Annotated in this window: 23 protein-coding genes; 11 read left to right on the top strand and 12 right to left on the bottom strand. The window is 69.5% G+C overall.

Annotated features, from left to right (window positions below):
* Nucleotides 1-42: 42 nt before the first annotated feature.
* On the bottom strand, nucleotides 43-2,355 hold the full coding sequence (locus GGR88_RS11635) for an FtsK/SpoIIIE family DNA translocase (RefSeq protein ID WP_167955164.1): 2,313 nt from the start codon (nucleotides 2,353-2,355) through the stop codon (nucleotides 43-45).
* A 105-nt stretch (nucleotides 2,356-2,460) separates the two neighbouring features.
* Between GGR88_RS11635 and GGR88_RS11630 the strand changes: the two genes are divergently transcribed.
* A complete protein-coding gene (locus GGR88_RS11630) occupies nucleotides 2,461-3,690 on the top strand; it encodes an FAD-dependent monooxygenase (RefSeq protein WP_209023383.1) in 1,230 nt (409 codons plus the stop codon).
* On the opposite strand, the gene GGR88_RS11625 is transcribed toward GGR88_RS11630, so the two are convergent.
* From GGR88_RS11625 to GGR88_RS11615, 3 genes are read right to left on the bottom strand one after another with little or no spacing between them, the layout of a single operon-like run.
* Nucleotides 3,687-4,316 carry a heme exporter protein CcmB gene (locus GGR88_RS11625; protein WP_167955160.1) on the bottom strand — a complete coding sequence of 210 codons (630 nt, stop codon included), beginning with the start codon at nucleotides 4,314-4,316 and terminating at the stop codon, nucleotides 3,687-3,689. The two genes, GGR88_RS11630 and GGR88_RS11625, sit on opposite strands and share 4 nt — an antisense overlap.
* A 17-nt stretch (nucleotides 4,317-4,333) precedes the next feature.
* The gene (gene ccmA, locus GGR88_RS11620) at nucleotides 4,334-4,897 is read right to left on the bottom strand and encodes a heme ABC exporter ATP-binding protein CcmA (protein WP_167955158.1); all 564 of its coding nucleotides are present in this window, start codon (nucleotides 4,895-4,897) and stop codon (nucleotides 4,334-4,336) included.
* Nucleotides 4,894-5,301, bottom strand: coding sequence for a metallopeptidase family protein (locus GGR88_RS11615; protein ID WP_167955156.1), 408 nt, complete (start codon nucleotides 5,299-5,301; stop codon nucleotides 4,894-4,896). Before GGR88_RS11615 ends, ccmA begins: the two co-directional genes overlap by 4 nt.
* A gap of 457 nt (nucleotides 5,302-5,758) precedes the next feature.
* Between GGR88_RS11615 and GGR88_RS11610 the strand changes: the two genes are divergently transcribed.
* A complete protein-coding gene (locus tag GGR88_RS11610; RefSeq protein WP_167955155.1) occupies nucleotides 5,759-6,292 on the top strand; it encodes a peroxiredoxin in 534 nt (177 codons plus the stop codon).
* 43 nt (nucleotides 6,293-6,335) lie between these two features.
* Here the strand turns inward: GGR88_RS11610 and GGR88_RS11605 are convergent, their stop codons facing one another.
* Nucleotides 6,336-6,845 carry a YciE/YciF ferroxidase family protein gene (locus GGR88_RS11605; RefSeq protein ID WP_167955153.1) on the bottom strand — a complete coding sequence of 170 codons (510 nt, stop codon included), beginning with the start codon at nucleotides 6,843-6,845 and terminating at the stop codon, nucleotides 6,336-6,338.
* A 160-nt stretch (nucleotides 6,846-7,005) separates the two neighbouring features.
* Here GGR88_RS11605 and GGR88_RS11600 point away from each other — a divergent pair, with 160 nt between their 5' ends.
* From GGR88_RS11600 to GGR88_RS11585, 4 genes are read left to right on the top strand one after another with little or no spacing between them, the layout of a single operon-like run.
* Nucleotides 7,006-7,380, top strand: coding sequence for a DUF1810 domain-containing protein (locus GGR88_RS11600; RefSeq protein ID WP_245197073.1), 375 nt, complete (start codon nucleotides 7,006-7,008; stop codon nucleotides 7,378-7,380).
* Between the two features lie 59 nt (nucleotides 7,381-7,439).
* Nucleotides 7,440-8,891, top strand: a complete 1,452-nt coding sequence (locus GGR88_RS11595) for a S41 family peptidase (protein ID WP_167955149.1) — start codon at nucleotides 7,440-7,442, stop codon at nucleotides 8,889-8,891.
* A 57-nt stretch (nucleotides 8,892-8,948) separates the two neighbouring features.
* A complete protein-coding gene (locus GGR88_RS11590) occupies nucleotides 8,949-9,380 on the top strand; it encodes a pyridoxamine 5'-phosphate oxidase family protein (RefSeq protein WP_167955147.1) in 432 nt (143 codons plus the stop codon).
* 32 nt (nucleotides 9,381-9,412) lie between these two features.
* Nucleotides 9,413-9,853 (top strand): YaiI/YqxD family protein, encoded by a 441-nt coding sequence (locus GGR88_RS11585; protein WP_342449792.1) that lies wholly within the window; start codon nucleotides 9,413-9,415, stop codon nucleotides 9,851-9,853.
* 36 nt (nucleotides 9,854-9,889) lie between these two features.
* On the opposite strand, the gene GGR88_RS11580 is transcribed toward GGR88_RS11585, so the two are convergent.
* From GGR88_RS11580 to GGR88_RS11570, 3 genes are all read right to left on the bottom strand, one after another.
* Complete coding sequence (locus tag GGR88_RS11580; RefSeq protein ID WP_167955145.1) at nucleotides 9,890-10,705, bottom strand: hypothetical protein; 816 nt, start codon at nucleotides 10,703-10,705, stop codon at nucleotides 9,890-9,892.
* A 53-nt stretch (nucleotides 10,706-10,758) separates the two neighbouring features.
* Nucleotides 10,759-12,351, bottom strand: a complete 1,593-nt coding sequence (locus GGR88_RS11575; RefSeq protein ID WP_167955143.1) for a cisplatin damage response ATP-dependent DNA ligase — start codon at nucleotides 12,349-12,351, stop codon at nucleotides 10,759-10,761.
* A 93-nt stretch (nucleotides 12,352-12,444) separates the two neighbouring features.
* Nucleotides 12,445-12,945 (bottom strand): Dps family protein, encoded by a 501-nt coding sequence (locus GGR88_RS11570; protein ID WP_167955141.1) that lies wholly within the window; start codon nucleotides 12,943-12,945, stop codon nucleotides 12,445-12,447.
* Nucleotides 12,946-13,124: 179 nt separating this feature from the next.
* Between GGR88_RS11570 and rpmG the strand changes: the two genes are divergently transcribed.
* Nucleotides 13,125-13,292, top strand: coding sequence for a 50S ribosomal protein L33 (rpmG, locus tag GGR88_RS11565; RefSeq protein ID WP_167955139.1), 168 nt, complete (start codon nucleotides 13,125-13,127; stop codon nucleotides 13,290-13,292).
* Nucleotides 13,293-13,323: 31 nt separating this feature from the next.
* Here rpmG and GGR88_RS11560 read toward each other — a convergent pair whose 3' ends face one another.
* The gene (locus GGR88_RS11560; RefSeq protein ID WP_167955137.1) at nucleotides 13,324-13,686 is read right to left on the bottom strand and encodes a response regulator; all 363 of its coding nucleotides are present in this window, start codon (nucleotides 13,684-13,686) and stop codon (nucleotides 13,324-13,326) included.
* A 44-nt stretch (nucleotides 13,687-13,730) separates the two neighbouring features.
* On the opposite strand from GGR88_RS11560, the gene GGR88_RS11555 reads away from it, so the two are divergent.
* Genes GGR88_RS11555 through GGR88_RS11540 form a run of 4 tightly spaced genes read left to right on the top strand, consistent with a single transcriptional unit; the run spans nucleotide 13,731 to nucleotide 16,258 of the window.
* Nucleotides 13,731-13,997, top strand: coding sequence for a DUF3572 domain-containing protein (locus GGR88_RS11555; RefSeq protein ID WP_342449791.1), 267 nt, complete (start codon nucleotides 13,731-13,733; stop codon nucleotides 13,995-13,997).
* Entirely contained in the window at nucleotides 13,994-14,647 is a 654-nt protein-coding gene (locus tag GGR88_RS11550) for an HAD family hydrolase (protein ID WP_167955133.1), read from the top strand. The genes GGR88_RS11555 and GGR88_RS11550 overlap by 4 nt, the downstream gene beginning before the upstream one ends.
* 11 nt (nucleotides 14,648-14,658) lie before the next feature.
* On the top strand, nucleotides 14,659-15,120 hold the full coding sequence (locus tag GGR88_RS11545; protein WP_167956184.1) for a RidA family protein: 462 nt from the start codon (nucleotides 14,659-14,661) through the stop codon (nucleotides 15,118-15,120).
* 7 nt (nucleotides 15,121-15,127) lie between these two features.
* Entirely contained in the window at nucleotides 15,128-16,258 is a 1,131-nt protein-coding gene (locus GGR88_RS11540) for a GNAT family N-acetyltransferase (protein ID WP_167955130.1), read from the top strand.
* On the opposite strand, the gene wecB is transcribed toward GGR88_RS11540, so the two are convergent.
* Genes wecB through panC form a run of 3 tightly spaced genes read right to left on the bottom strand, consistent with a single transcriptional unit; the run spans nucleotide 16,245 to nucleotide 18,689 of the window.
* Nucleotides 16,245-17,384, bottom strand: a complete 1,140-nt coding sequence (wecB, locus tag GGR88_RS11535) for a non-hydrolyzing UDP-N-acetylglucosamine 2-epimerase (protein WP_167955128.1) — start codon at nucleotides 17,382-17,384, stop codon at nucleotides 16,245-16,247. The genes GGR88_RS11540 and wecB overlap by 14 nt on opposite strands.
* 53 nt (nucleotides 17,385-17,437) lie before the next feature.
* Nucleotides 17,438-17,800 carry a hypothetical protein gene (locus tag GGR88_RS11530; protein ID WP_342449790.1) on the bottom strand — a complete coding sequence of 121 codons (363 nt, stop codon included), beginning with the start codon at nucleotides 17,798-17,800 and terminating at the stop codon, nucleotides 17,438-17,440.
* Nucleotides 17,801-17,855: 55 nt separating this feature from the next.
* Complete coding sequence (panC, locus tag GGR88_RS11525) at nucleotides 17,856-18,689, bottom strand: pantoate--beta-alanine ligase (protein WP_167955126.1); 834 nt, start codon at nucleotides 18,687-18,689, stop codon at nucleotides 17,856-17,858.
* Nucleotides 18,690-18,767 lie beyond the last annotated feature (78 nt).

Genomic DNA, 18,767 nt, shown 5'->3' with positions numbered 1-18,767 from the left:
ACCCGCGCGCATCGCTGCCGGTAACGCGCGCCGCGGCGCGGCTCAGATCGCGTGGCCGTCCGTGTCCATCAGGACCTCGCGGCGGCCGACATGGTCGGGGCGGCTGACCTTGCCGTCCTGTTCCATCCGCTCGATCAGCCGCGCGGCCGAATTATAGCCGATGCGCAGCTGCCGCTGGATATAGCTGGTCGATGCCTTCTGGCTCTCCGCCGCGACCTGGCAGGCCTTGCGGTAGAGCTGATCTTCCGGTGAATCATCGCCGCTGGGCGCGCCGTCCAGTTCGAAGCCGCCGTCGGCCGGCTCCTCCGTCACGGCGGAGATATAGTCCGGCGTGCCCTGACCGCGCCAATGGTCGGCGACCGCCCGCACCTCGTCGTCCGACACGAACGGGCCGTGCACACGCACGATCTGCTTGCCGCCAGGCATGTAGAGCATGTCGCCCTTGCCGAGCAGCTGTTCGGCACCCTGCTCGCCCAGGATGGTGCGCGAATCGATCTTGGACGTGACCTGAAAGCTGATCCGCGTCGGCAGGTTCGCCTTGATGACGCCCGTGATCACGTCCACCGACGGGCGCTGCGTCGCCATGATCAGGTGGATGCCCGCCGCGCGCGCCTTCTGCGCCAGCCGCTGGATCAGGAACTCGACCTCCTTGCCCGCCGTCATCATCAGGTCGGCGAGCTCGTCCACCACCACCACGATCTGCGGCAACGGCTCGAACGAGAGCTGCTCCTCCTCGTAGAGCGGCTGGCCGGTGTCCGCGTCATAGCCGGTCTGCACGCGCCGCCCGAGCGCCTGCCCCTTGGCCTTTGCGCCGCGCACCTTCTCGTTGAAGCTGGCGAGGCTGCGGACCCCGACTGACGCCATCATGCGATAGCGCTCCTCCATCTGCTCCACCGCCCATTTCAGCGCGCGGATCGCCTTGGCGGGCTCCGTCACGACGGGCGACAGAAGATGGGGAATGTCGTCGTAGATGCTCAGCTCCAGCATCTTCGGGTCGATCATGATCATGCGGCACTGGTCCGGCGTCAGCCGGTACAGCAGCGACAGGATCATGGCGTTGAGCCCGACCGACTTGCCCGATCCGGTGGTGCCCGCGACCAGCAGGTGCGGCATCGGCGCCAGGTCGGCGATCACCGGGTCGCCGGCGATGTTCTTGCCCAGGATCAGCGGCAGCTGCGCCTGCTGGTCCTCGAACGCCTCGGACCCGACCAGTTCGTGCAGCACCACCGCTTCGCGCTTCTGGTTGGGAAGCTCGATGCCGATCACGGTGCGGCCGGGGATCACCGCGATGCGCGCGGACAGCGCCGACATGTTGCGGGCGATGTCGTCGGCCAGCGCGACCACGCGGCTGGCCTTGATGCCGGCGGCGGGCTCCAGCTCGTACATGGTCACGACCGGCCCCGGCCGCACCTCCACGATCTCGCCCTTCACATGGAAATCGTCGAGCACCGATTCGAGCAGGCGGGCATTGCGTTCCAGCCCGGCCTTGTCGATCGGGCCGCCGGTCGATGGCGGCGCGGGCTTCAGCAGGTCCAGCGTCGGCAAGGTGTAGTTGTCGCGCAGGTCGAGCTTCGACTGCCGCTCCCGCACCTGGCGGCGGCCGGCGCTGGCCGGCGCCGGCTGACGGTCGGCAATGACCGGGGGCGCGCGGTCCTCGTCCACGGGCGCCACCTGCCGGCGGGTGGACGCCGGCTTGGCGGCGGGCTCCGCCACCCGGATGGGCGCATCGTCGCGGACACGCTCCGCCCGCCCGCGGCGGAACAGCCAGCCGCGCTCCACGGCATCCAGTTCAAGGCTCTTCGCCCACAGGATGGCACCGGTGAGGGACAGGAACAGGATGGCCGCGATCCGCGTCCAGAAGCTCACCGTGCTGTCCGGGATCAGCGATACCGCGCTGTCGACGCCGCCCGCCAGCGTCAGCCCGCCCAGTCCGCCCACTCCGGCGGGAAGGCCGGGAAAGGCGCCGGGACGCACCATCGCCAGTGCGGCGCCCACCAGCACGATGCCCAGCAGCGCCTGCGGCACCGTCAGCCGCCAGCGGCCGGGCGGAACCGCGCGCCAGATGCGAAGCGCGAACATGAACAGGAGCGGCACCATCAGCGCCACGGCCGGGCCGAACAGCAGCAGCAGCAGGTCCGCCACCCAGGCGCCGGTGGAACCCAGCAGGTTGCCGACAGGCCCCCCGGCGGCGGTGTTGAGCGACGGATCGCTCGAGCGGTAGCTGACCAGCGCGACGATCAGCGCCAGCGCGAGCAGCCCGATGCCGATCGCAGCCAGCATCGCGCCCGATCGTGCCACACCGCGGCGGAACGCATCGCGCCACCCCAGTTCCTCGCCTGCCGCCCGGCTCGCCATGCCCGCCCCGTTTGCCCTATGTTCCGCCGCCCAAGATCGCGCCCGGTGACTCCAACGTCAAGCGAGACGCTTTCGCCCCGCGGCACTTGCGCCTAGATGAAGGTCATGACGCAAAGCATCGACCGCGCAGATGTCCTGATCCTGGGCGGCGGACTGGTGGGGCTCACCCTTGGCCTGGCGCTGGATGCGCATGGCATCTCCAGCATCATCGTCGATCCGGCCCGGCGGGAGGATGTGCTGCGCCCCGGCTTCGATGGCCGCGCCTCCGCCGTGGCGAGCGCGAGCGGGCGCATGCTGGATGCGATCGGCGTCTCCCCCAGGCTGGCGGGTCTCGGCTGCCCGATCGCGTCGATCCGCGTCTCGGACGGCCTGGCGCCGGGTGTGCTCGACTTCGATCCGGATCCCGGCAGCGGCCCCCTGGGTGTCATGTACGAGAACCGGGCGCTGCGGCAGGCGCTCCACCAGGCCGCCGACGAGGCGCCCGCGCTCGACCTGCGGCTCGAAACAAGCGCGGCGGATGTTCGCCGGACGGAGGCGGGCGTCACCGCCACGCTGTCGGACGGGCGGCACGTGGCCGCGCCGCTCCTGATCGGCGCCGAAGGTCGGCGCTCCCCGTCGCGCGAGGCAGCGGGCATCGCAGTGGCGCGCTGGTCCTACGACCACCAGGCGATCATCGCGGCGATCGGGCATGAGCTGCCGCACGGCGGCGTCGCGCACGAGATCTTCTATCCGGCCGGGCCGTTCGCGCTGCTGCCGCTGCCGGACGATGCCGACGGGCATCGCTCCGCGCTGGTGTGGACGGTGAAGGCCAGCGACGGTCCCGCCATGCTGCGGCTGGGCGATCGCGCGTTCCTGGATGAGGCCGGCAAGCGCATGGGGCGGATGCTGGGCGCGCTGCGCGTTGCCGGTCCGCGCTCCACCTATCCGCTCGGCTTCCACCATGCCGCTCGGATCACGGCCGAGCGGCTGGCGCTGGTGGGCGATGCCGGGCACGGCATCCATCCGATCGCCGGGCAGGGGTTGAACCTCGGCTTCCGCGACGTCGCTGCGCTGACGCAGGTGCTGGTCGAAGGCGCGCGGCTGGGCATGGACCTCGGCGATCGCCAGCTCCTTGCGCGCTACGAGCGGTGGCGCGCGCTTGACACGCTCGCCGTCGCGACCGCGACCGACGGCTTGGCGCGGCTGTTCGGGGTGCCCGGTCGAACGGCTTCGGCCATCCGCCGCGCCGGCCTCGGCCTCGTGCAGCGCGCGCCCGTGCTGAAGCGGCGGTTCATGGCGGAGGCGCGCGGCGAGGCCGGGCAGCTCCCCTGCCTGCTGCAGGGGCTCCCGGTCTAGCCGCCGCGCCCGGCGCGCAGCGCCGCGCCCGCCGCAAACGGTGCGGCACCCGCGAACAGCAGCGACACCGCCCCCAGCAGCCGGGCCGCGGACGGATCGTCGGTTCCGACCATCCCCGCGCCGAAGATCAGGATCGGCACGGCAAGCGGCAGCATCAGCAATCCGGAAAGCGCGCCGGTCCCGCGCAGGCCGCTCGTCACGCAGGCAACCACCAGCGTCAGCGCGGCCAGGCCGGGGGTGCCGATCAGCAGGCCGATCTCCAGCCGCAGCAGCACGTCGCCGTCCATCCGCAGCAAGGCGGCCGCGGGCAGCGCCGCAAGCATCAGCGCCGGGCCGAAGCTCAGCCAGTGGCCGGCCATCTTGGCGGCCGCCACCACTTCGTCGCCGATCCCGCGCGCGGCATATTGGTCGAGGATCCCGGCGGCGCGGTCGTCCTCCACCAGAGTGCCCACCGGAAGCAGCGCCGCGAGCAGCGCGGCCGTCCACAGCAGGCCGCCTGCGATCCGCGACAGCAGGGCTGCGTCCGGCCCGACAGCGAAGGGAAACAAGGTCGCGACCAGCAGGAAGAAAAGCACGCACATCACCGCGCCGCCCCCGACCAGCCCGGTCCGCGCCTGGCCGATCATGATGTGAGCAAAGGCCCTCACAGCCGCAACCCAGCCGCGCCGGGCAGGTCCAGCGCCCGGTGGCTGGCGACGATCGCCGCACCGCCGGCGGCGCGGTGCGCCGCAATCCGCCGCTCCAGCAGGTGGCAGCCCTCCGCATCAAGGCCCAGATCCGGCTCGTCGAGGATCCACAGCGGGGCCCCCGTCGCCATCACCCGGGCCAGCGCCGCCCGTCGCCGTTGGCCGGTGGACAGGAGCCGAACGGGCAGCATCCCCAAATCCTGGAGGCCGACGGCGTCCAACGACGTCGTCGGGTTGCGATCCAGCGCCGCCCAGCGGGCCAGCGCGACCGAAAGCGGTGCGGCATCGTCCAGGGCGTGACGCTCGTCCGCGAAGGCGATCCTCCCTTCGCGGCTGACCTGACCGGCACTTGGCCGAAGCAGCCCGGCGATGATCCGCAACAAAGAGGATTTGCCGCTGCCGTTGGCGCCGGTGACCAGCAACGCCTCGCCGGCCGACAGCGTGAGCGACACGTCCTGGAACAGCATCCGGCCGCCGCGGCGACAGGCGACGCCGGTCAGCTCCAGAAGCGCGGCCGTCACCGCTCCGCGTCCGCCGCCTCTTGCTCCAGCGCGTCCATGTCCTCGTCGCTCAAGCCGAAATGATGCCCCACTTCGTGGATGAGCACGTGCGAGACCAGCGTCTCCAGCGGAATGTCGCGCTCGATCCACTCGTCCAGGATTGGCCGGCGATACAGGTGGATCATGTCCGGCAGCGCGCCCGTGTCCCCGCTCGTCTTCTCGCCGATCGGCCGGCCGGTATAAAGGCCGGTGAGCGCAAAGGGATCGTCGATCGCGAGCTCGTCCAGCACGTCCTCCGTCGCGAACTCCTCCACGCGGAGCACCACGTCGCCCAGATGGTCGCCGAACAGGGGCGGCAGCGACAGCAGCGTCGCCAGGGCGATCGCCTCGATGTCGTCGGCGGACGGCGGGATGGTTCCAGGCATCGCGCTGACCTACTGCGTCTCCGGTCGGTTCACCAGTGGGGCGGCAAGGGTCGGCGGCTTTCGCCAGCGCTTGGTGGAATTCGCCAACTCATCGGGCATGCAAGGCGGGTCTTTACCCGCAGATAACGGAAAAAATCGCGGTAAACGAGGCATCGCGCGATTTGGCACGGGCCATGCAAAGTCCCTTGCATCCCGGCCGGATGGTCCGGCGGGACAAAGGGAGTGACCACCATGATCCGCACTGTTTTCGCCGCCGTTGCCGCCCTGATGCTGTCGGCCAACGTTGTCGGCGCCGCCGTTGCGCCCGCCATGAACAACACCGCCGTCCGCTCGATCGCCTGATGCGGGCGACCCGGCCGGTCGTGCCGGAGGTCGCAGGCGCTCTCTCCGACGCCGAGGCCTCTGGCACGCCGCGCCCGATGCGCTAAGCTCCCGGCACAACGCCGGAGTTCACCTGATGCGCCTTGCCCTTCTTGCCGCCGCCGCGGCCTGCCTGATGCCCGCCACCGCTGCCAACGCCGCGCTGCCCATCGGCGCGCGGGCGCCCGAGATCCGGACGCAGGGCGCCCTGGCCGGTCGTCCCTTCCGCTTCAATCTTGCCGCGGCGCTCCGTCGCGGGCCCGTGGTGCTTTACTTCTACCCGGCCGCCTTCACCCAGGGCTGCACCATCGAGGCGAATGCGTTCGCCGAGGCGACGGACGAGTTCCGGCGCGCCGGCGCGACGGTGATCGGCATGTCGGCGGATGACCTGCCGACGCTGACCCGCTTCAGCCGGGAGGAATGCCGCGACCGCTTTGCCGTCGCAACCGCCCCCGCCGCCACCATCCGCGCCTATGACGCGGCACTGGGCGACGGCAGCCGCGCCAACCGCATCTCCTATGTCATTGGTCAGGATGGTCGCGTCGTGCTCGCGCACGAGGACCGCAATCCACGCACCCACATCACGCAGACGCTTGCGGCGGTCCAGCGCCTGGCGGACGCGCGCCGCTAGGCAAAGCGCGGGCGAGCGCCGGGGCGCCCGCCCGCGCTCGGGGTCAGGCCAGTTCGGCCTGACGGTTGATCGCGGAGGACGCCAGCTGGGTCAGCTTGTCGTCCGTCGCCTTCTCCTCGGCCAGCGTCTCGCCGAGCAGCGCCGCTGCCTCCGCATGGCCCATCTGCTCCGCCCAGGCGATCAGCGTGCCGTACCGGGTGATCTCGTAATGCTCGACGGCCTGCGCCGATGCGGTCAGTGCCGCGTCCAGAACCTGCTTGTCGGCGATGTCGCCCGCCACCTCGTTGGCTTCCTTGATGATGCCGTCGATCGCCGGGCAGGTGACGGCCTTGGGCGACAGGCCGTGCAGCTGGAACACCTGCTCCAGCCGAGCGATCTGACCCTCGGTCTCGCGCAGGTGCTGCTCGAAACCTGCCTTCAGCTGCGGGTTGGTCGCCTTGCCGATCATGGTTGGCAGCGCCTTGGTGATCTGATGCTCGGCGTAATAAACGTCCTGCAGCTGATGCACATAAAGGTCGTGCAGCGTCTCGATGTCCTTGGTGAACAGGCCCATGGTCTTGCTCCTTGGCTTGCAACGGGGGATCGTTCGGCCGGAACGTGCCGGGTCCGCGGAAGTTGCTGGCAGATCATGATTTTCGGCTGGGAGGGTGTCGGTGGTCGACAGGCTGCAGCGCTTCGTTGATGCCCAGGCGGACGGCGTCTTCGACCAGGCCATGTCCGAGCTCCGCCGGGGCGAGAAGCGCACCCACTGGATGTGGTTCGTCTTCCCGCAGCTCGCCGGGCTGGGCCGAAGCGAGACCGCGCGCCATTACGCCATCGCCGATCTGGACGAGGCGCGCTCCTACCTGGCGCATCCGCTGCTCGGCGACCGGCTGGTTGCGGCGATGGAGGCCGCGGCGCAATCACCCGCTGGTGCCGACGCGGACCGGCTGATGGGCCCGGTCGACGCCATGAAGCTCCGGTCGAGCGCCACCCTGTTCGAGGCGGCAGGCGGCGGATCCGCGCCCGCCGCGGTGCTCGACATCCTGTTCGGCGGCAGGCGCGACGGCGCGACGCTGTCGCTGCTCGGCTTCAGTCATCCTTCATGATGATTGTGCCTGACAGGCTCCGTTCGTGCCGCTAGGCTGCGGCGACGGGAGATAAGTCCATGAAGGCACGGCGTTTCGTTGCGTTGATCAGTGTGGGCGCGTTGCTGTCGGGGTGCGGCGGTGGTGGCGGTGGCGGCAATGCCCTGGTGGGCACGACGCCGACACCGACGCAGACCAGCCCCACGCCCTCAACGCCGGCCCCTACGGCCACCTGCTCGCTCCGGGCCCGGCAGGACTGGGTCACCGCGCAGATGCGCGAATGGTATCTGTTCCCCGAAACGCTGCCGGCATCGCTCGATCCTGCCGCCTATGCGACGCTCTCCGACTATGTGGACGCTCTGACGGCAACGGCACGGGCCCAGCGGCGCGACCGCTTCTTCACCTATGTGACGTCGATCGCGGAGGAGAACGCCTATTATTCGTCCGGCCAGACCGCCGGCTTCGGCGTTCGGCTGGAATATGGCACCACCAGCCTGACCGTGCTTGAAGGGTTCGAGAACGGTCCCGCGCTCGCCGCCGGGATCGACCGGGGCACGGTAATCACCGGCGTCGGCCCGGTCGGCGGACCGGTGCGGACGATTGCCGATCTCTATTCATCGGGCGGCACGCAGGCGATCGTCGACGCGCTGGGGCCGAGCACGGCGGGCACGGCGCGCGTGCTCGCCATCCGCGGCACCGACGGCGGCACGCGGCAGGTGACGGTCACCAAGGCGGACTTCGAACTGCCGGCCGTGTCGCCGCGCTACGGCGTTCGCGTCATCGAGCAGGAGGGACGCCGCATCGGCTACATCAACCTGCGGACCTTCATCGACACGGCGGAGCAGCCGCTGCGCAACGCCTTTGCCCGCTTCCGGGCGGAGGGCGTGACGGAGATCGTGTTCGACCTGCGCTACAATGGCGGCGGCCTGGTGCGGGTGGCCGAGCTGATCGGCGACCTGATGGCGCGCGATCGCTTCAGCTCGGACGTGTTCTCCTACACCACCTTCCGGCCGGAGAAGTCCGCGCAGAACAGCACGCGCTTCTTCCAGCAGCGTTCCGACTCGATCGCGCCCACCCGCGTGTCCTTCATCGGCCGCGGTGGCACGGCGTCCGCCAGCGAGCTCGTGATCAACGCCTTCATCCCCTATCTCGGGCAGAACCTGGCGCTGGTCGGCACCAACACCTACGGCAAGCCGGTCGGCCAGATCGCGCTCGACCGGAGCGCGTGTGACGATCGGCTGCGCGTGGTGGCGTTCGCCACGCAGAACCGCGACCGCCAGGGCGACTATTATGATGGGCTCGCCAGCAAGGTCGCCAACAGCTGCGCCGCCGCCGACGATGCGTCCTTCCCGCTCGGCGATCCGCGCGAGGCATCGATCGCCCGGTCGATCGACTTCATCGCCGGCCGCGCCTGCACCCGCATCGCCGGGGAAGGTGTCCAGGGGCAGTCGGCGCGGATTGAGCGGGAGCAGTTGCTGCTCAGCCCCGATCGGCCAACCACGGCGCAGCGCGAGGTGCCGGGGCTGTTCTGATCGGCTCCAACCGGCAGGCGGCGCGTTGAGCATGGGCAACAGCAAAGGAGCGCGCCCGTGCCCAAGACCCTCGCCGATGTCGCCAAGGCGATGAAGGATATCGACTTCGCCATGCTCAACAGCAAGGCGGAGGACGGCAGCATCGGCGCCCGCCCGATGAGCAACAATGGTGACGTCGACTATGACGGCGACAGCTGGTTCTTCACCACCGACGACACCCGCATGGTGGCCGACATCGGCCGCGATCCGCATGTCGGCCTCAGCTTCCAGGGCAAGTCCGGCATGCTCGGAATGCGTCCCTTCTTCGTGGCGGTGGAGGGCCGGGCGGACATCGTCCGCGACAAGGCGACCTTCGAGGCGCACTGGACGCCCGACCTGGAACGCTGGTTCAAGGACGGCGTCGACACGCCCGGCCTGGTGATGATCCATGTGAGGGCCGAACGGCTTCATTATTGGGATGGCGAGGATGAGGGCGAGGTGGCGGTCTGATCGACCCTGCCGCCTCCGGACGCGGTGTCCGCGTGCTGGTCGATGCGGACGCCTGCCCGGTGAAGGACGAGATCTACCGCGTCGTCTGGCGCCACGCCGTCCCCGTAATGATCGTCAGCAACAGCCGGTTGCGGGTCCCGGGCCATCCGCTGGTCGAGCGGGTGGTGGTCGGCGACGGCTTCGATGCCGCCGATGACTGGATTGCCGAGGCGTCGGATGCGCGCTCTGCCGTCGTCACCGCGGACATCCTGCTCGCCGACCGCTGCCTGAAGGCAGGGGCGAGCGTGCTTGCGCCCACCGGCAAGCCGTTCACCACCGCAAGCATCGGCACGGCCATCGCCACCCGAGCGATCATGGCCGATCTCCGCGCCGGCGGGGACGTTGTCGGCGGGCCCGCGCCCTTCTCGAAGACGGACCGGTCGCGGTTCCTGCAGGCGCTGGACGCCCTGATTGGCAGGCTGAAGCGCGGCTGATCGCCGGGGCGGGCGCGGCACCCGCCCCGGACGCGCTCAGCGCACGTCGATCGTGTAGTCGCCCACCGCGCCGTCGGTCAGGCCGCTCGCGCGCACGGTCACCGGGCCCGCTCGCTCGGCGCGGAATGTGAGCTGCGAATCGGTGCCGTTGTCACCGCCGGCGTCGCCCTCCGCGTCGTCGTTGTTGCGCGCGGACGCAAAGCCGATCGGGGTCAGCGCGCCGACCTCCAGATAGGTGTCGAAGGCCGCGGACTTCATGCTGATCGTGTAGGTCTGTCCCGCGCGCGCATCGAAGCTGTAGAGGCGATAGGGGCGGGTGGTCGTCGCGCCCGTGTCGTCGACCAGCATCGCACCGTCGGTCGCAAAGCTTCCGCTGGTCGCCTGGCCGGAGCGAAGCGCGACGGGCGGCGGCGGCGGGGCCGCCTCGCCAAGCCGCCTCAGTTCGATCGTGTAGGCGCCCGTGCTGCCGGGGCTGACGGTGCGCGCCCGCACCAGGTAATCGCCGCCTTCCGCCACTGTCTGGATGATGCGCGCGTTCAGCCCGTCGGCGTCGTCATTTTCGGCAACGGCGACAAAGGCACCGTCGCCGCCCACCCGGCCAAGCTCCAGATAGGGGTCGAACGCGTCCGACCGCATGTCGATCTGCACGCGCTCGCCCGCATCCGCGCGGAACGAGTAGAGGTCGTAGTACATGTCATACTCGACCAGCCGCGGACCGTTGCTGGTCAGCTGCTCCTGCGCGGCGCTTCCCGGACGCAGCGGCGTCGGCGCGGCCGCACGTTCCTGCCCGAATGCGGGGGCCGATGCCGCCAGCACCAACCCGCCCAACAGCATCAAACCCCGCATCACCATGCCCCCTCGTTAACTTCGGGAAAGCCTAGCCCGCCCACGGGGCTGTTCCAAGATCATGTTGCCAGGCGACGCAAAGTTTCAACGCGGTCCGCCTCCGCCGCCGGCTTGTCGCGGCGGACCCGGCTGATCCGGGGAAAGCGCATGGCGATGCCGGACTTGTGCCGGGCGGAGGCATGGATCGAATCGAACGCTATCTCGAACACCAGGCTCTTTTCGACCTCGCGCACCGGCCCGAACCGCTTCACCGTGTGGTTGCGCACGAAGCGGTCGATCCACCGCAGCTCTTCGTCGGTGATGCCGGAATAGGCCTTGCCGACCGGAAGCAGGTCGCCATCCTCCGACCAGCAGCCGAACGTGTAGTCGGAATAATAGGAGGATCGCTTTCCAGACCCGCGCTGGGCGTACATCACGACGCAATCCGCGGTCAGCGGATCGCGCTTCCACTTGTACCACAGCCCTACGCGGCGCCCGCCGACATAGGGGCTGTCCCGCCGCTTCAGCATGACGCCTTCGATGGCATCGTCGCGCGCTCCGGCGCGGATCTCCGTCAGCGCGTAAAAGTCGGCGGCGTTGATCAGCTGCGACAGGTCGAATCGCGTGGGATCGAGTTGCGGAACGATGGCTTCCAATCGGCGGCGCCGCTCGGTCCAGGGCTCCGCGCGCAGGTCCTCCTGGCCGTCCAGCAGGACGTCGTAGAGGCGGACGAACGCCGGATAATCGCGCAGCATCGCGGCCGACACTGCCTTCCGGCCCAGCCGCTGCTGCAACGCGTTGAAGCTCGCGGCCGCCCCGCCATGGCTGTCGGCGCCCTGCGCGTCGCCCCGCACCAGCAGCTCCCCGTCGAGCGCGCCGTCGTGCGTGAAGGCCGCTGCGACGTCGGGGAAGCTTGCCGTGATGTCGTCGCCCGTCCGGCTGAACAGCCGGGTCTGGCCGCCGGCGCGGACCAGCTGCACGCGGATCCCGTCCCATTTCCACTCGGCCGCATAGTCGGCGAGGTCGACGGTGCCGTCCTCCAGCCCGTGCGCCAGCATGAAGGGGCGGAACACCGGCAACTCGGACAGCGCAGGGCGGTCGCTGCGGCCCTCCGCCCATTCGAACAGCGGCTGATAGGGTGGGGTCAGCCCGTGCCAAAGCTCCTCCACGTCGTCGACGTTCAGCCCGAAGGCGTCGGCCAGCCCGGTCTTGGCCAGGCGTGCCGACACGCCCGCCCGCAGGCTCCCGGTCGCAAGCTTCAACAGGGCATAGCGTTCCTCCACGCTTACTCGGTCGAGCAGATCGGCAAGCGTGGCGGGTGCGGCGGCGCGGCCGGAGGCGTTCAGCCGGTCGATCACGGCCGACAGCGACAGGTCCAGCTCGCCTTCCGGCGGCACCGCCGGATCAGGCCACAGCAGCGCCGCTGTCTCGGCCGTGTCGCCGATGAAGTCCCGGCTGAGGCCATAGAGCACGGGGTCGACGCGCTCGCCGACCAGCGCGCGGATCACGGCGGGCTTGACCGCCGGCAGGTCGAGGTCGCCGGTCAGCGCGGCCATCGCATAGCCGCGGTCGGGATCGGGCGTCGCGCGCAGGTAATCGGCGATCAGCTTCAGCTTGGCATTGCGCGACCGTGTGTAGGTCAGCCCGTCGAGAAGCTGGGAAAAGGCGCGCATCGATCGTCCAAGCGCCGGACCCGCGTGGCGGTTCCGTGGACGCCGGATGGGGGTGGCGGCGGCCGGCACCCGGCGGTGCCGACCGTCACATCGTCAGGCGCCGCGGCTCGCCTCGAACAGGAACCAGGCGCGCTCCTCGGCCTGGTCGATCCAGTCGTCGGCGATCGACGAGGTGGCGGTGTCGTTCGCCGCCTCCGCGCGCTCCCGCGCCACGCGGATCGTCTCGACCAGCTTCAGATTGTCGTCGCGCAGCTCGGCCAGCATTTCGGCCGGCGGCACGAAGTCGCGGTCGTTGTCCCGGATGTTCTGGCGCCGCGCGACGTCGCCGATCGACCGGAGCGTGGTCTGGCTGATCTTGCGCACCCGCTCGCCGACCGCATCGGTGATCTGCAGGATCTGCGTCGCCTGGGCATCGAACAGCAGGTGATAATCGCGGAAGTGCGGGCCCGACACATGCCAGTGGAAGTTCTTGGTCTTGAGATAGAGCGCGAAGCAGTCCGCCAGCACGACGTTCAGCGCGTCTGCGACGGATCCGGTGTCGTTGCGGTTCAGGTCGGTGGGGGTGGCGAGGGGGGCGGGGCTCTGGTCTGCCATGGCTGTGCTCCGGATGGGGGTTCGCGCCTTCAATGTCGGAGGCGGCAAGAGGTTGCGCTGGCGGTCCGATCGCGGGCTTTCTTGACAAGCGCCGCCCGTATCGTCATGGACGGCCGATCAGGGCGGCGGCAACGTCGCCCTTCATTTTTCATGCGCAATCGATGAAGGACTAAGGGGTCATGGCGAAGCCGACCACCGTCAAGATCAAGCTGGTGAGCAGCGCCGACACCGGTTTCTTCTACGTCACGAAGAAGAATCCGCGGACGCAGACGGAAAAGCTCAACTTCCGCAAATATGATCCCGTCGTGCGCAAGCACGTCGAGTTCCGCGAAGCCAAGATCAAGTAAGCAGGTCCGCTGCGCTGTTCGGTCGCCCGGCTCAGACGAGCTGGGAGACCGAATCGATGAAGCGCAGCACGGAGATCGGCTTGGAGACATAGGCTTCCGCCCCCGCCTCGCGGATGCGCCCCTCGTCTCCCTTTCCGGCATAGGCCGTGACCGCCATGATCGGAATGGCGTTCAGTTCGGCATCCGCCTTCAGCGTCTCGATCAGCTCCAGCCCGCTCACATGCGGCATCTGGATGTCCATGATGACAAGGTCCGGCTGGAAGCGCCGCGCACGCTCCACCGCCTCACGGCCGTCCCGGACCGGCTCCGCCTCGAAGTTATGGGCACGGAGCAGATCACAAAACAGCTTCAGGTTCAGCTCGTTGTCCTCGACAACGAGCACCTTTTTCGTCACGTCGCCCCCTTATGAACTTTCGTGAACGAGGCGGACGATAGGCGGTGAATCGCAGAACGGCAATTGATCCGCGGCAAGCTGCGTTGATGGCGCTCGGCTGGACGCTCTCGGACGACGAGCGCGCGTCGCGGCTGCTGGCGCTGACCGGGCTTGATCCCGCCGATCTGCGGTCCCGGCTGGAGGACGATGCGGTGCTGGCGGCCATTCTGCGCTTTCTCGAAACGCACGAGCCCGATCTCATCGCCTGCGCCGACGCCATCGACGTGCCGCCGGCCGATCTCGTCGCCAGCCGCGAGGCGCTGGAGCGATGAGCCGCCCGCTGCTGATCACCGATTGCGACGAGGTGCTGCTGCACATGGTGCGGCATTTCGGCGAATGGCTCGACGAGGCGCACGATGTGGACTTCTCCACCAATGGCGGCGACTTCGCGACCGCGCTGAAGCGGCGGCCGGGCGGCGATCCGATCGTCGGTCAGGAAGTCTGGGAGCTCCTGGGCGGCTTCTTCACGACCCAGATGGCGCGCCAGACGCTGGTGCCCGGGGCGACGGACGCCTTGCAGCGGATCGGGGAGGTCGCCGACATCGTCGTGCTCACCAACCTCCACGACTGCCATCAGGCGGACCGGGTGGCGCAGCTCTCCGCGCTCGGCATCGATCACCGCGTCGTCTGCAACCAGGGCGGGAAGGGCGCGGCCGCCGCCCGGCTGCTTGCGGAATACCGGCCGTCCATCGCCGCCTTCGTGGACGACCTTGCCACCCATCATCATTCGGTCGGCAAGGCCGCGCCCTTTGTTCACCGGCTGCACATGGTCATGGACCCGCCGCTCGCGGCGGAGATCCCGCCCGCACCCGATGCGCATGCGCGGATCGATGACTGGGGCGTGGCGGCCGACTGGATCCTGGCGCGCTTTGCCGAAGGTCGACCGGCCGCCGGCTTGACGCTGGGGGAGCGATCTGGATGAGGACTGACATCATGACCATCGACGACCGGCTGGCCGAACTCGGCCTCACGCTTCCCGCCGCCGCTGCGCCCGTTGCCGCCTATGTGCCGGCAGTGGAGGAGGGCGGCCTCCTTTATCTCTCGGGCCAGCTGCCGTTCAGCAACGGTGCCCTGATGGAAGGGCGGCTTGGCGAGAACCGCGACATCCCCTTCGGGCAGGATGCGGCGCGTGCCTGCGCGCTGATGATCCTGGCGCAGGTCAAGAAGACGGTCGGGTCGCTCGACCGGGTCAAGCGCATCGTCAAGCTTGGCGTCTTCGTGAACAGCGCTGGCAGCTTCACCGATCAGCCCAAGGTCGCAGATGGCGCATCGACGCTGATGGCCGACGTGTTCGGTGAAGCCGGCCGTCATGCGCGCGCCGCCGTCGGCGTGCCGACGCTTCCGCTCGGCGCGGCGGTGGAGATCGATGCGGTGATCGCGCTCAAGGACGCCTGAGCGCCCGGTGGCAGGCATCGTCGCACGGCTGGCGGACGGCGTCGCCGGCGTCGATGCCGCGCAGTGGGATGCCGTCGCCGGCAGCGACAATCCGTTTGTCTCGCATGCCTTTCTCTCGATCCTCGAGGAATCGGGTAGCGTTTCGCCGCGTGCCGGCTGGCAGCCGATCCCGATCCTGATCGACGGCGCCGACGGGCGACTGGCCGGGGCGCTTCCCGCTTATGCCAAGAGCCACAGCCAGGGCGAATATGTCTTTGACCATGGCTGGGCGGATGCCTGGCAGCGGGCGGGGGGCAGCTATTACCCGAAGCTCCAGATCGCAGTGCCCTTTTCGCCTGTGCCCGGTCCTCGGCTCCTGGCGCAGGACCCGGACACCGCCCGCGCGCTGATCGCCGCGGCAGAGGCGGTGGTGCGGGAGCATGACCTGTCGTCGGCGCATGCGACCTTCGTCCATCCGGATCAGGTCGCGCTGTTCGAGGCGGCGGACTGGCTGATCCGCGTCGACAGCCAGTTTCACTGGATCAACAATGGCTATGGCAGCTTCGACGACTTCCTGGGCGCGTTGGCCAGCCGCAAGCGAAAGACGATCCGCCATGAACGGGCGGAGGCGGTGCGCAGGCTCGACATCGTCCATCTGACCGGCAGCGCCATCGAGCCCAGGCATTGGGATGCCTTCTGGGAGTTCTATCAGGACACCGGCAGCCGCAAATGGGGCCGCCCCTATCTCACCCGCCGCTTCTTCGACCTGCTGGGGGAGCGGATGGGGGACCGCGTGCTCCTGATGCTCGCGCTCCGCGATGGCGTTCCGATCGCCGGAGCGCTGAACCTCATCGGCGCCGACACGCTCTACGGCCGCTACTGGGGCGCGTCGGAGGAGGTGCCCTTCCTCCACTTCGAACTGTGCTATTATCAGGCGATCGACGCGGCCATCGCGCGCGGGTTGCGGGTGGTGGAGGCGGGCGCGCAGGGCTCGCACAAGCTGGCGCGCGGCTACGGGCCGGTGCCGACCTATTCCGCCCATTATATCCCCGATACAGGCTTCCGCGCCGCGGTGGCGGATTTCCTGGAGCGGGAGCGTCGCGCGGTGGCGGGGGAGATCGCCGCGCTGGATGAGATGACGCCCTTCAGGCGCGGCTGAGCAGGCGCGTCCCTGCGTCGACGATGCGGGCGATCCGCGCCGCCGCCTGTCCGTCGCCGAACGGATTGTGCGCCTGCGCCATCGCCGCATAGGCGGTCTGGTCGTCCAGCAAGCGCCGCACCTCCGCGACGATCCGGTCCGCATCGGTGCCGACCAACCGTGCGGTGCCGGCGGCGACGCCCTCCGGACGCTCCGTGGTCTCGCGCATGACCAACACCGGCTTGCCGAGTGCCGGCGCTTCCTCCTGCACGCCGCCCGAATCGGTCAGCACCAGCGACGCGGCGGCCAGCGCGGCGACGAAGCTGGGGTAATCGAAGGGTGGCACGCGCAGGATGTTGGCCTGCGATGCCAGCATCCGCTCCATCACCGCGCCGACGGCCGGGTTCGGGTGGACGGGAAACAGCAGCACCACAGCCGGATCGGCGGCGATGCGGAGGAGCGCGTCGGCGATCGCCTCAAGGCCGCCACCGAAATTCTCGCGCCGGTGCGTCGTCACCAGGATCAGCCGGCGACCGTCGATCGCTGGCGCCACGTCCTGCCAGCCGGCCGCCAGCGCCGGACGGGCCTCCACGGCGGCAAGCGTCTGATGAAGCGCATCGATCACGCTGTTGCCGGTCACGTGGATGCCCGACGTGATCGCTTCCCGGCGAAGCGCGGCGGCAGCGATCTCGGTGGGGGCGAAATGAAGATCGGCGATCGGCGCGATCATCCGGCGGTTCACCTCCTCCGGCCAGGGATGGAGGATGTTGCCCGATCGAAGCCCCGCCTCGACATGCGCGACCGGAATCTTGCGGTAATAGGCGGCAAGCGCCCCCGCCATCGCGGTCGCCGTGTCGCCCTGCACGATCACCCGGTCGACGGGATCGGTGTCGAGCACGCCGCCGATACCCGTCAGCAGCCGTGCGGTCAGCCGGTCCAGCGTCTGTCCCGGTTCCATGATGTCGAGGTCATGGTCGGGCCTGATGCCGGCGATGCCCAGCACCTGGTCCAGCATGTCGCGGTGCTGCGCGGTGGCGCAGGTCAGGACCTCGATAGTCGGAAACGCTTGCAGCGCCCGGATGACCGGAAACAGCTTGATCGCCTCCGGCCTGGTGCCGAACAGGATGAGGATGCGGCGCCGGGACATCGCCCGCTGTCTAGCGCCCGCCCGGCGGCCCGCCAATCAGGCCGCGGTCGGGGTCAGGCGGCGAGGCGCTGGGTCGTGCTGCTCAGCCACGCGCGCGCCTGGCGCTGCGCTTCGGCGATCTCGCGGGTGGTCATGTCGGCCGCGATGTCGGACCGGCACATCTGGGCGCGGGAATCACCCTTCAGCGCGGCGAGGTTGAACCACTTGTGCGCCTCGATGAAGTCCACGCGCAGCCCCTCGGCTCCGCTCGAGAACACCATGCCAAGCTCGTAGAGCGCGTCCACGCTTCCGCGTGCCGCCTCGGCCAGCCGGTTCTCGACCAACATTCCCATGTGTCTGATCGCGCTTGCCATTTCCGTCCCTTCCGTGGTCCGGAAGCATTGCGGCGCGCCCGGATAAAGAATGGTTAACGTCATCGCAGCCTTGGTGATGACGTCGCTGGAAAGGTTAACGGCGGGCGCGCCGAGATGTTTAGACGGCGAGGTTGTCGATCAGGCGCGTGCCGTCGATGCGGGCGGCCGCGATCAGGCGCGCCCCGTCCACGACAGCGTCGATCGGCCGCATGGACGCGCCGTCGATCAGCGCAAGATAGTCCACTTCGAACCCCGCGCGCTCAAGCGCCGCGCGTCCGGCGGCAAGCGCATCGTCCGCTGCGGTCCCGCGTCCCAAGGCAGCCGCGGCCTCACCCAGCGCGCGCGGCATGGCACGGGCGGCGGTGCGCGCCTCGGGCGTCAGGTAGGCGTTGCGCGACGACAGGGCGAGCCCGTCGGCATCGCGCATGGTCGGAACGCCCACCACCTCCACGCCCAGGTCCAGGTCGGTCGCCATGCGGCGGATCAGCTGCAGCTGCTGCCAGTCCTTCTCGCCGAACAGCGCGACGTCCGGTCGCACCTGCCCGAACAGCTTGGCGACCACCGTCGCCACTCCGTCGAAGTGGCCGGGCCGGGTCGCGCCTTCGAAGCCGTCGGTGATCCCGCTGACGCTGACGGTGGAGGCGAAGCCGTCCGGGTACATGTCATCGGCCGCCGGTGCCCACAGCACGGCGACACCTACCTCGGACAGCAGCGCGGCGTCGGCGCGCTCGCGCCGCGGGTAGCGGTCCAGGTCCTCGCCCGCTCCGAACTGGAGCGGATTGACGAAGATCGAGGCCACCACATGCTCGGCCCGCCGCCGCGCTTCCGCGACCAGGCTCAGGTGCCCGGCGTGGAGCGCGCCCATGGTGGGGACCAGCGCGACGCGCCCGCCCCCCGCCCGCAGCGCGGCGAGCAACTCTCTCAACTCCGCCGTTCGACGGATCGTTTGCACCGGCTTGCCCCCTCGACTATGGCGCGGACCAGGGTCAATGACGTTCGTTGCGGACGCGATCAAGGGGCAGGTAACGGG

Origin of the sequence: Sphingomonas jejuensis (genome assembly GCF_011927695.1) — a bacterium.
Taxonomy (GTDB): Bacteria; Pseudomonadota; Alphaproteobacteria; order Sphingomonadales; family Sphingomonadaceae; genus Sphingomonas_K; species Sphingomonas_K jejuensis.
The sequence above is the reverse complement of the archived record's forward strand: the minus strand, read 5'-3'. Positions and strand labels throughout refer to the sequence as shown.

Excerpts from the sequence above, each read along its gene's own strand:
- GGR88_RS11635 (WP_167955164.1), bottom strand. The coding sequence starts at position 2,355 with ATGGCGAGCCGGGCGGCAGGCGAGGAACTGGGGTGGCGCGATGCGTTC.
- GGR88_RS11630 (WP_209023383.1), top strand. The coding sequence starts at position 2,461 with ATGACGCAAAGCATCGACCGCGCAGATGTCCTGATCCTGGGCGGCGGA.
- GGR88_RS11625 (WP_167955160.1), bottom strand. The coding sequence starts at position 4,316 with ATGATCGGCCAGGCGCGGACCGGGCTGGTCGGGGGCGGCGCGGTGATG.
- GGR88_RS11615 (WP_167955156.1), bottom strand. The coding sequence starts at position 5,301 with ATGCCTGGAACCATCCCGCCGTCCGCCGACGACATCGAGGCGATCGCC.
- GGR88_RS11610 (WP_167955155.1), top strand. The coding sequence starts at position 5,759 with ATGCGCCTTGCCCTTCTTGCCGCCGCCGCGGCCTGCCTGATGCCCGCC.
- GGR88_RS11605 (WP_167955153.1), bottom strand. The coding sequence starts at position 6,845 with ATGGGCCTGTTCACCAAGGACATCGAGACGCTGCACGACCTTTATGTG.
- GGR88_RS11600 (WP_245197073.1), top strand. The coding sequence starts at position 7,006 with ATGTCCGAGCTCCGCCGGGGCGAGAAGCGCACCCACTGGATGTGGTTC.
- GGR88_RS11595 (WP_167955149.1), top strand. The coding sequence starts at position 7,440 with ATGAAGGCACGGCGTTTCGTTGCGTTGATCAGTGTGGGCGCGTTGCTG.
- GGR88_RS11580 (WP_167955145.1), bottom strand. The coding sequence starts at position 10,705 with ATGGTGATGCGGGGTTTGATGCTGTTGGGCGGGTTGGTGCTGGCGGCA.
- GGR88_RS11575 (WP_167955143.1), bottom strand. The coding sequence starts at position 12,351 with ATGCGCGCCTTTTCCCAGCTTCTCGACGGGCTGACCTACACACGGTCG.
- GGR88_RS11570 (WP_167955141.1), bottom strand. The coding sequence starts at position 12,945 with ATGGCAGACCAGAGCCCCGCCCCCCTCGCCACCCCCACCGACCTGAAC.
- rpmG (WP_167955139.1), top strand. The coding sequence starts at position 13,125 with ATGGCGAAGCCGACCACCGTCAAGATCAAGCTGGTGAGCAGCGCCGAC.
- GGR88_RS11550 (WP_167955133.1), top strand. The coding sequence starts at position 13,994 with ATGAGCCGCCCGCTGCTGATCACCGATTGCGACGAGGTGCTGCTGCAC.
- GGR88_RS11545 (WP_167956184.1), top strand. The coding sequence starts at position 14,659 with ATGACCATCGACGACCGGCTGGCCGAACTCGGCCTCACGCTTCCCGCC.
- wecB (WP_167955128.1), bottom strand. The coding sequence starts at position 17,384 with ATGTCCCGGCGCCGCATCCTCATCCTGTTCGGCACCAGGCCGGAGGCG.
- GGR88_RS11530 (WP_342449790.1), bottom strand. The coding sequence starts at position 17,800 with ATGACGTTAACCATTCTTTATCCGGGCGCGCCGCAATGCTTCCGGACC.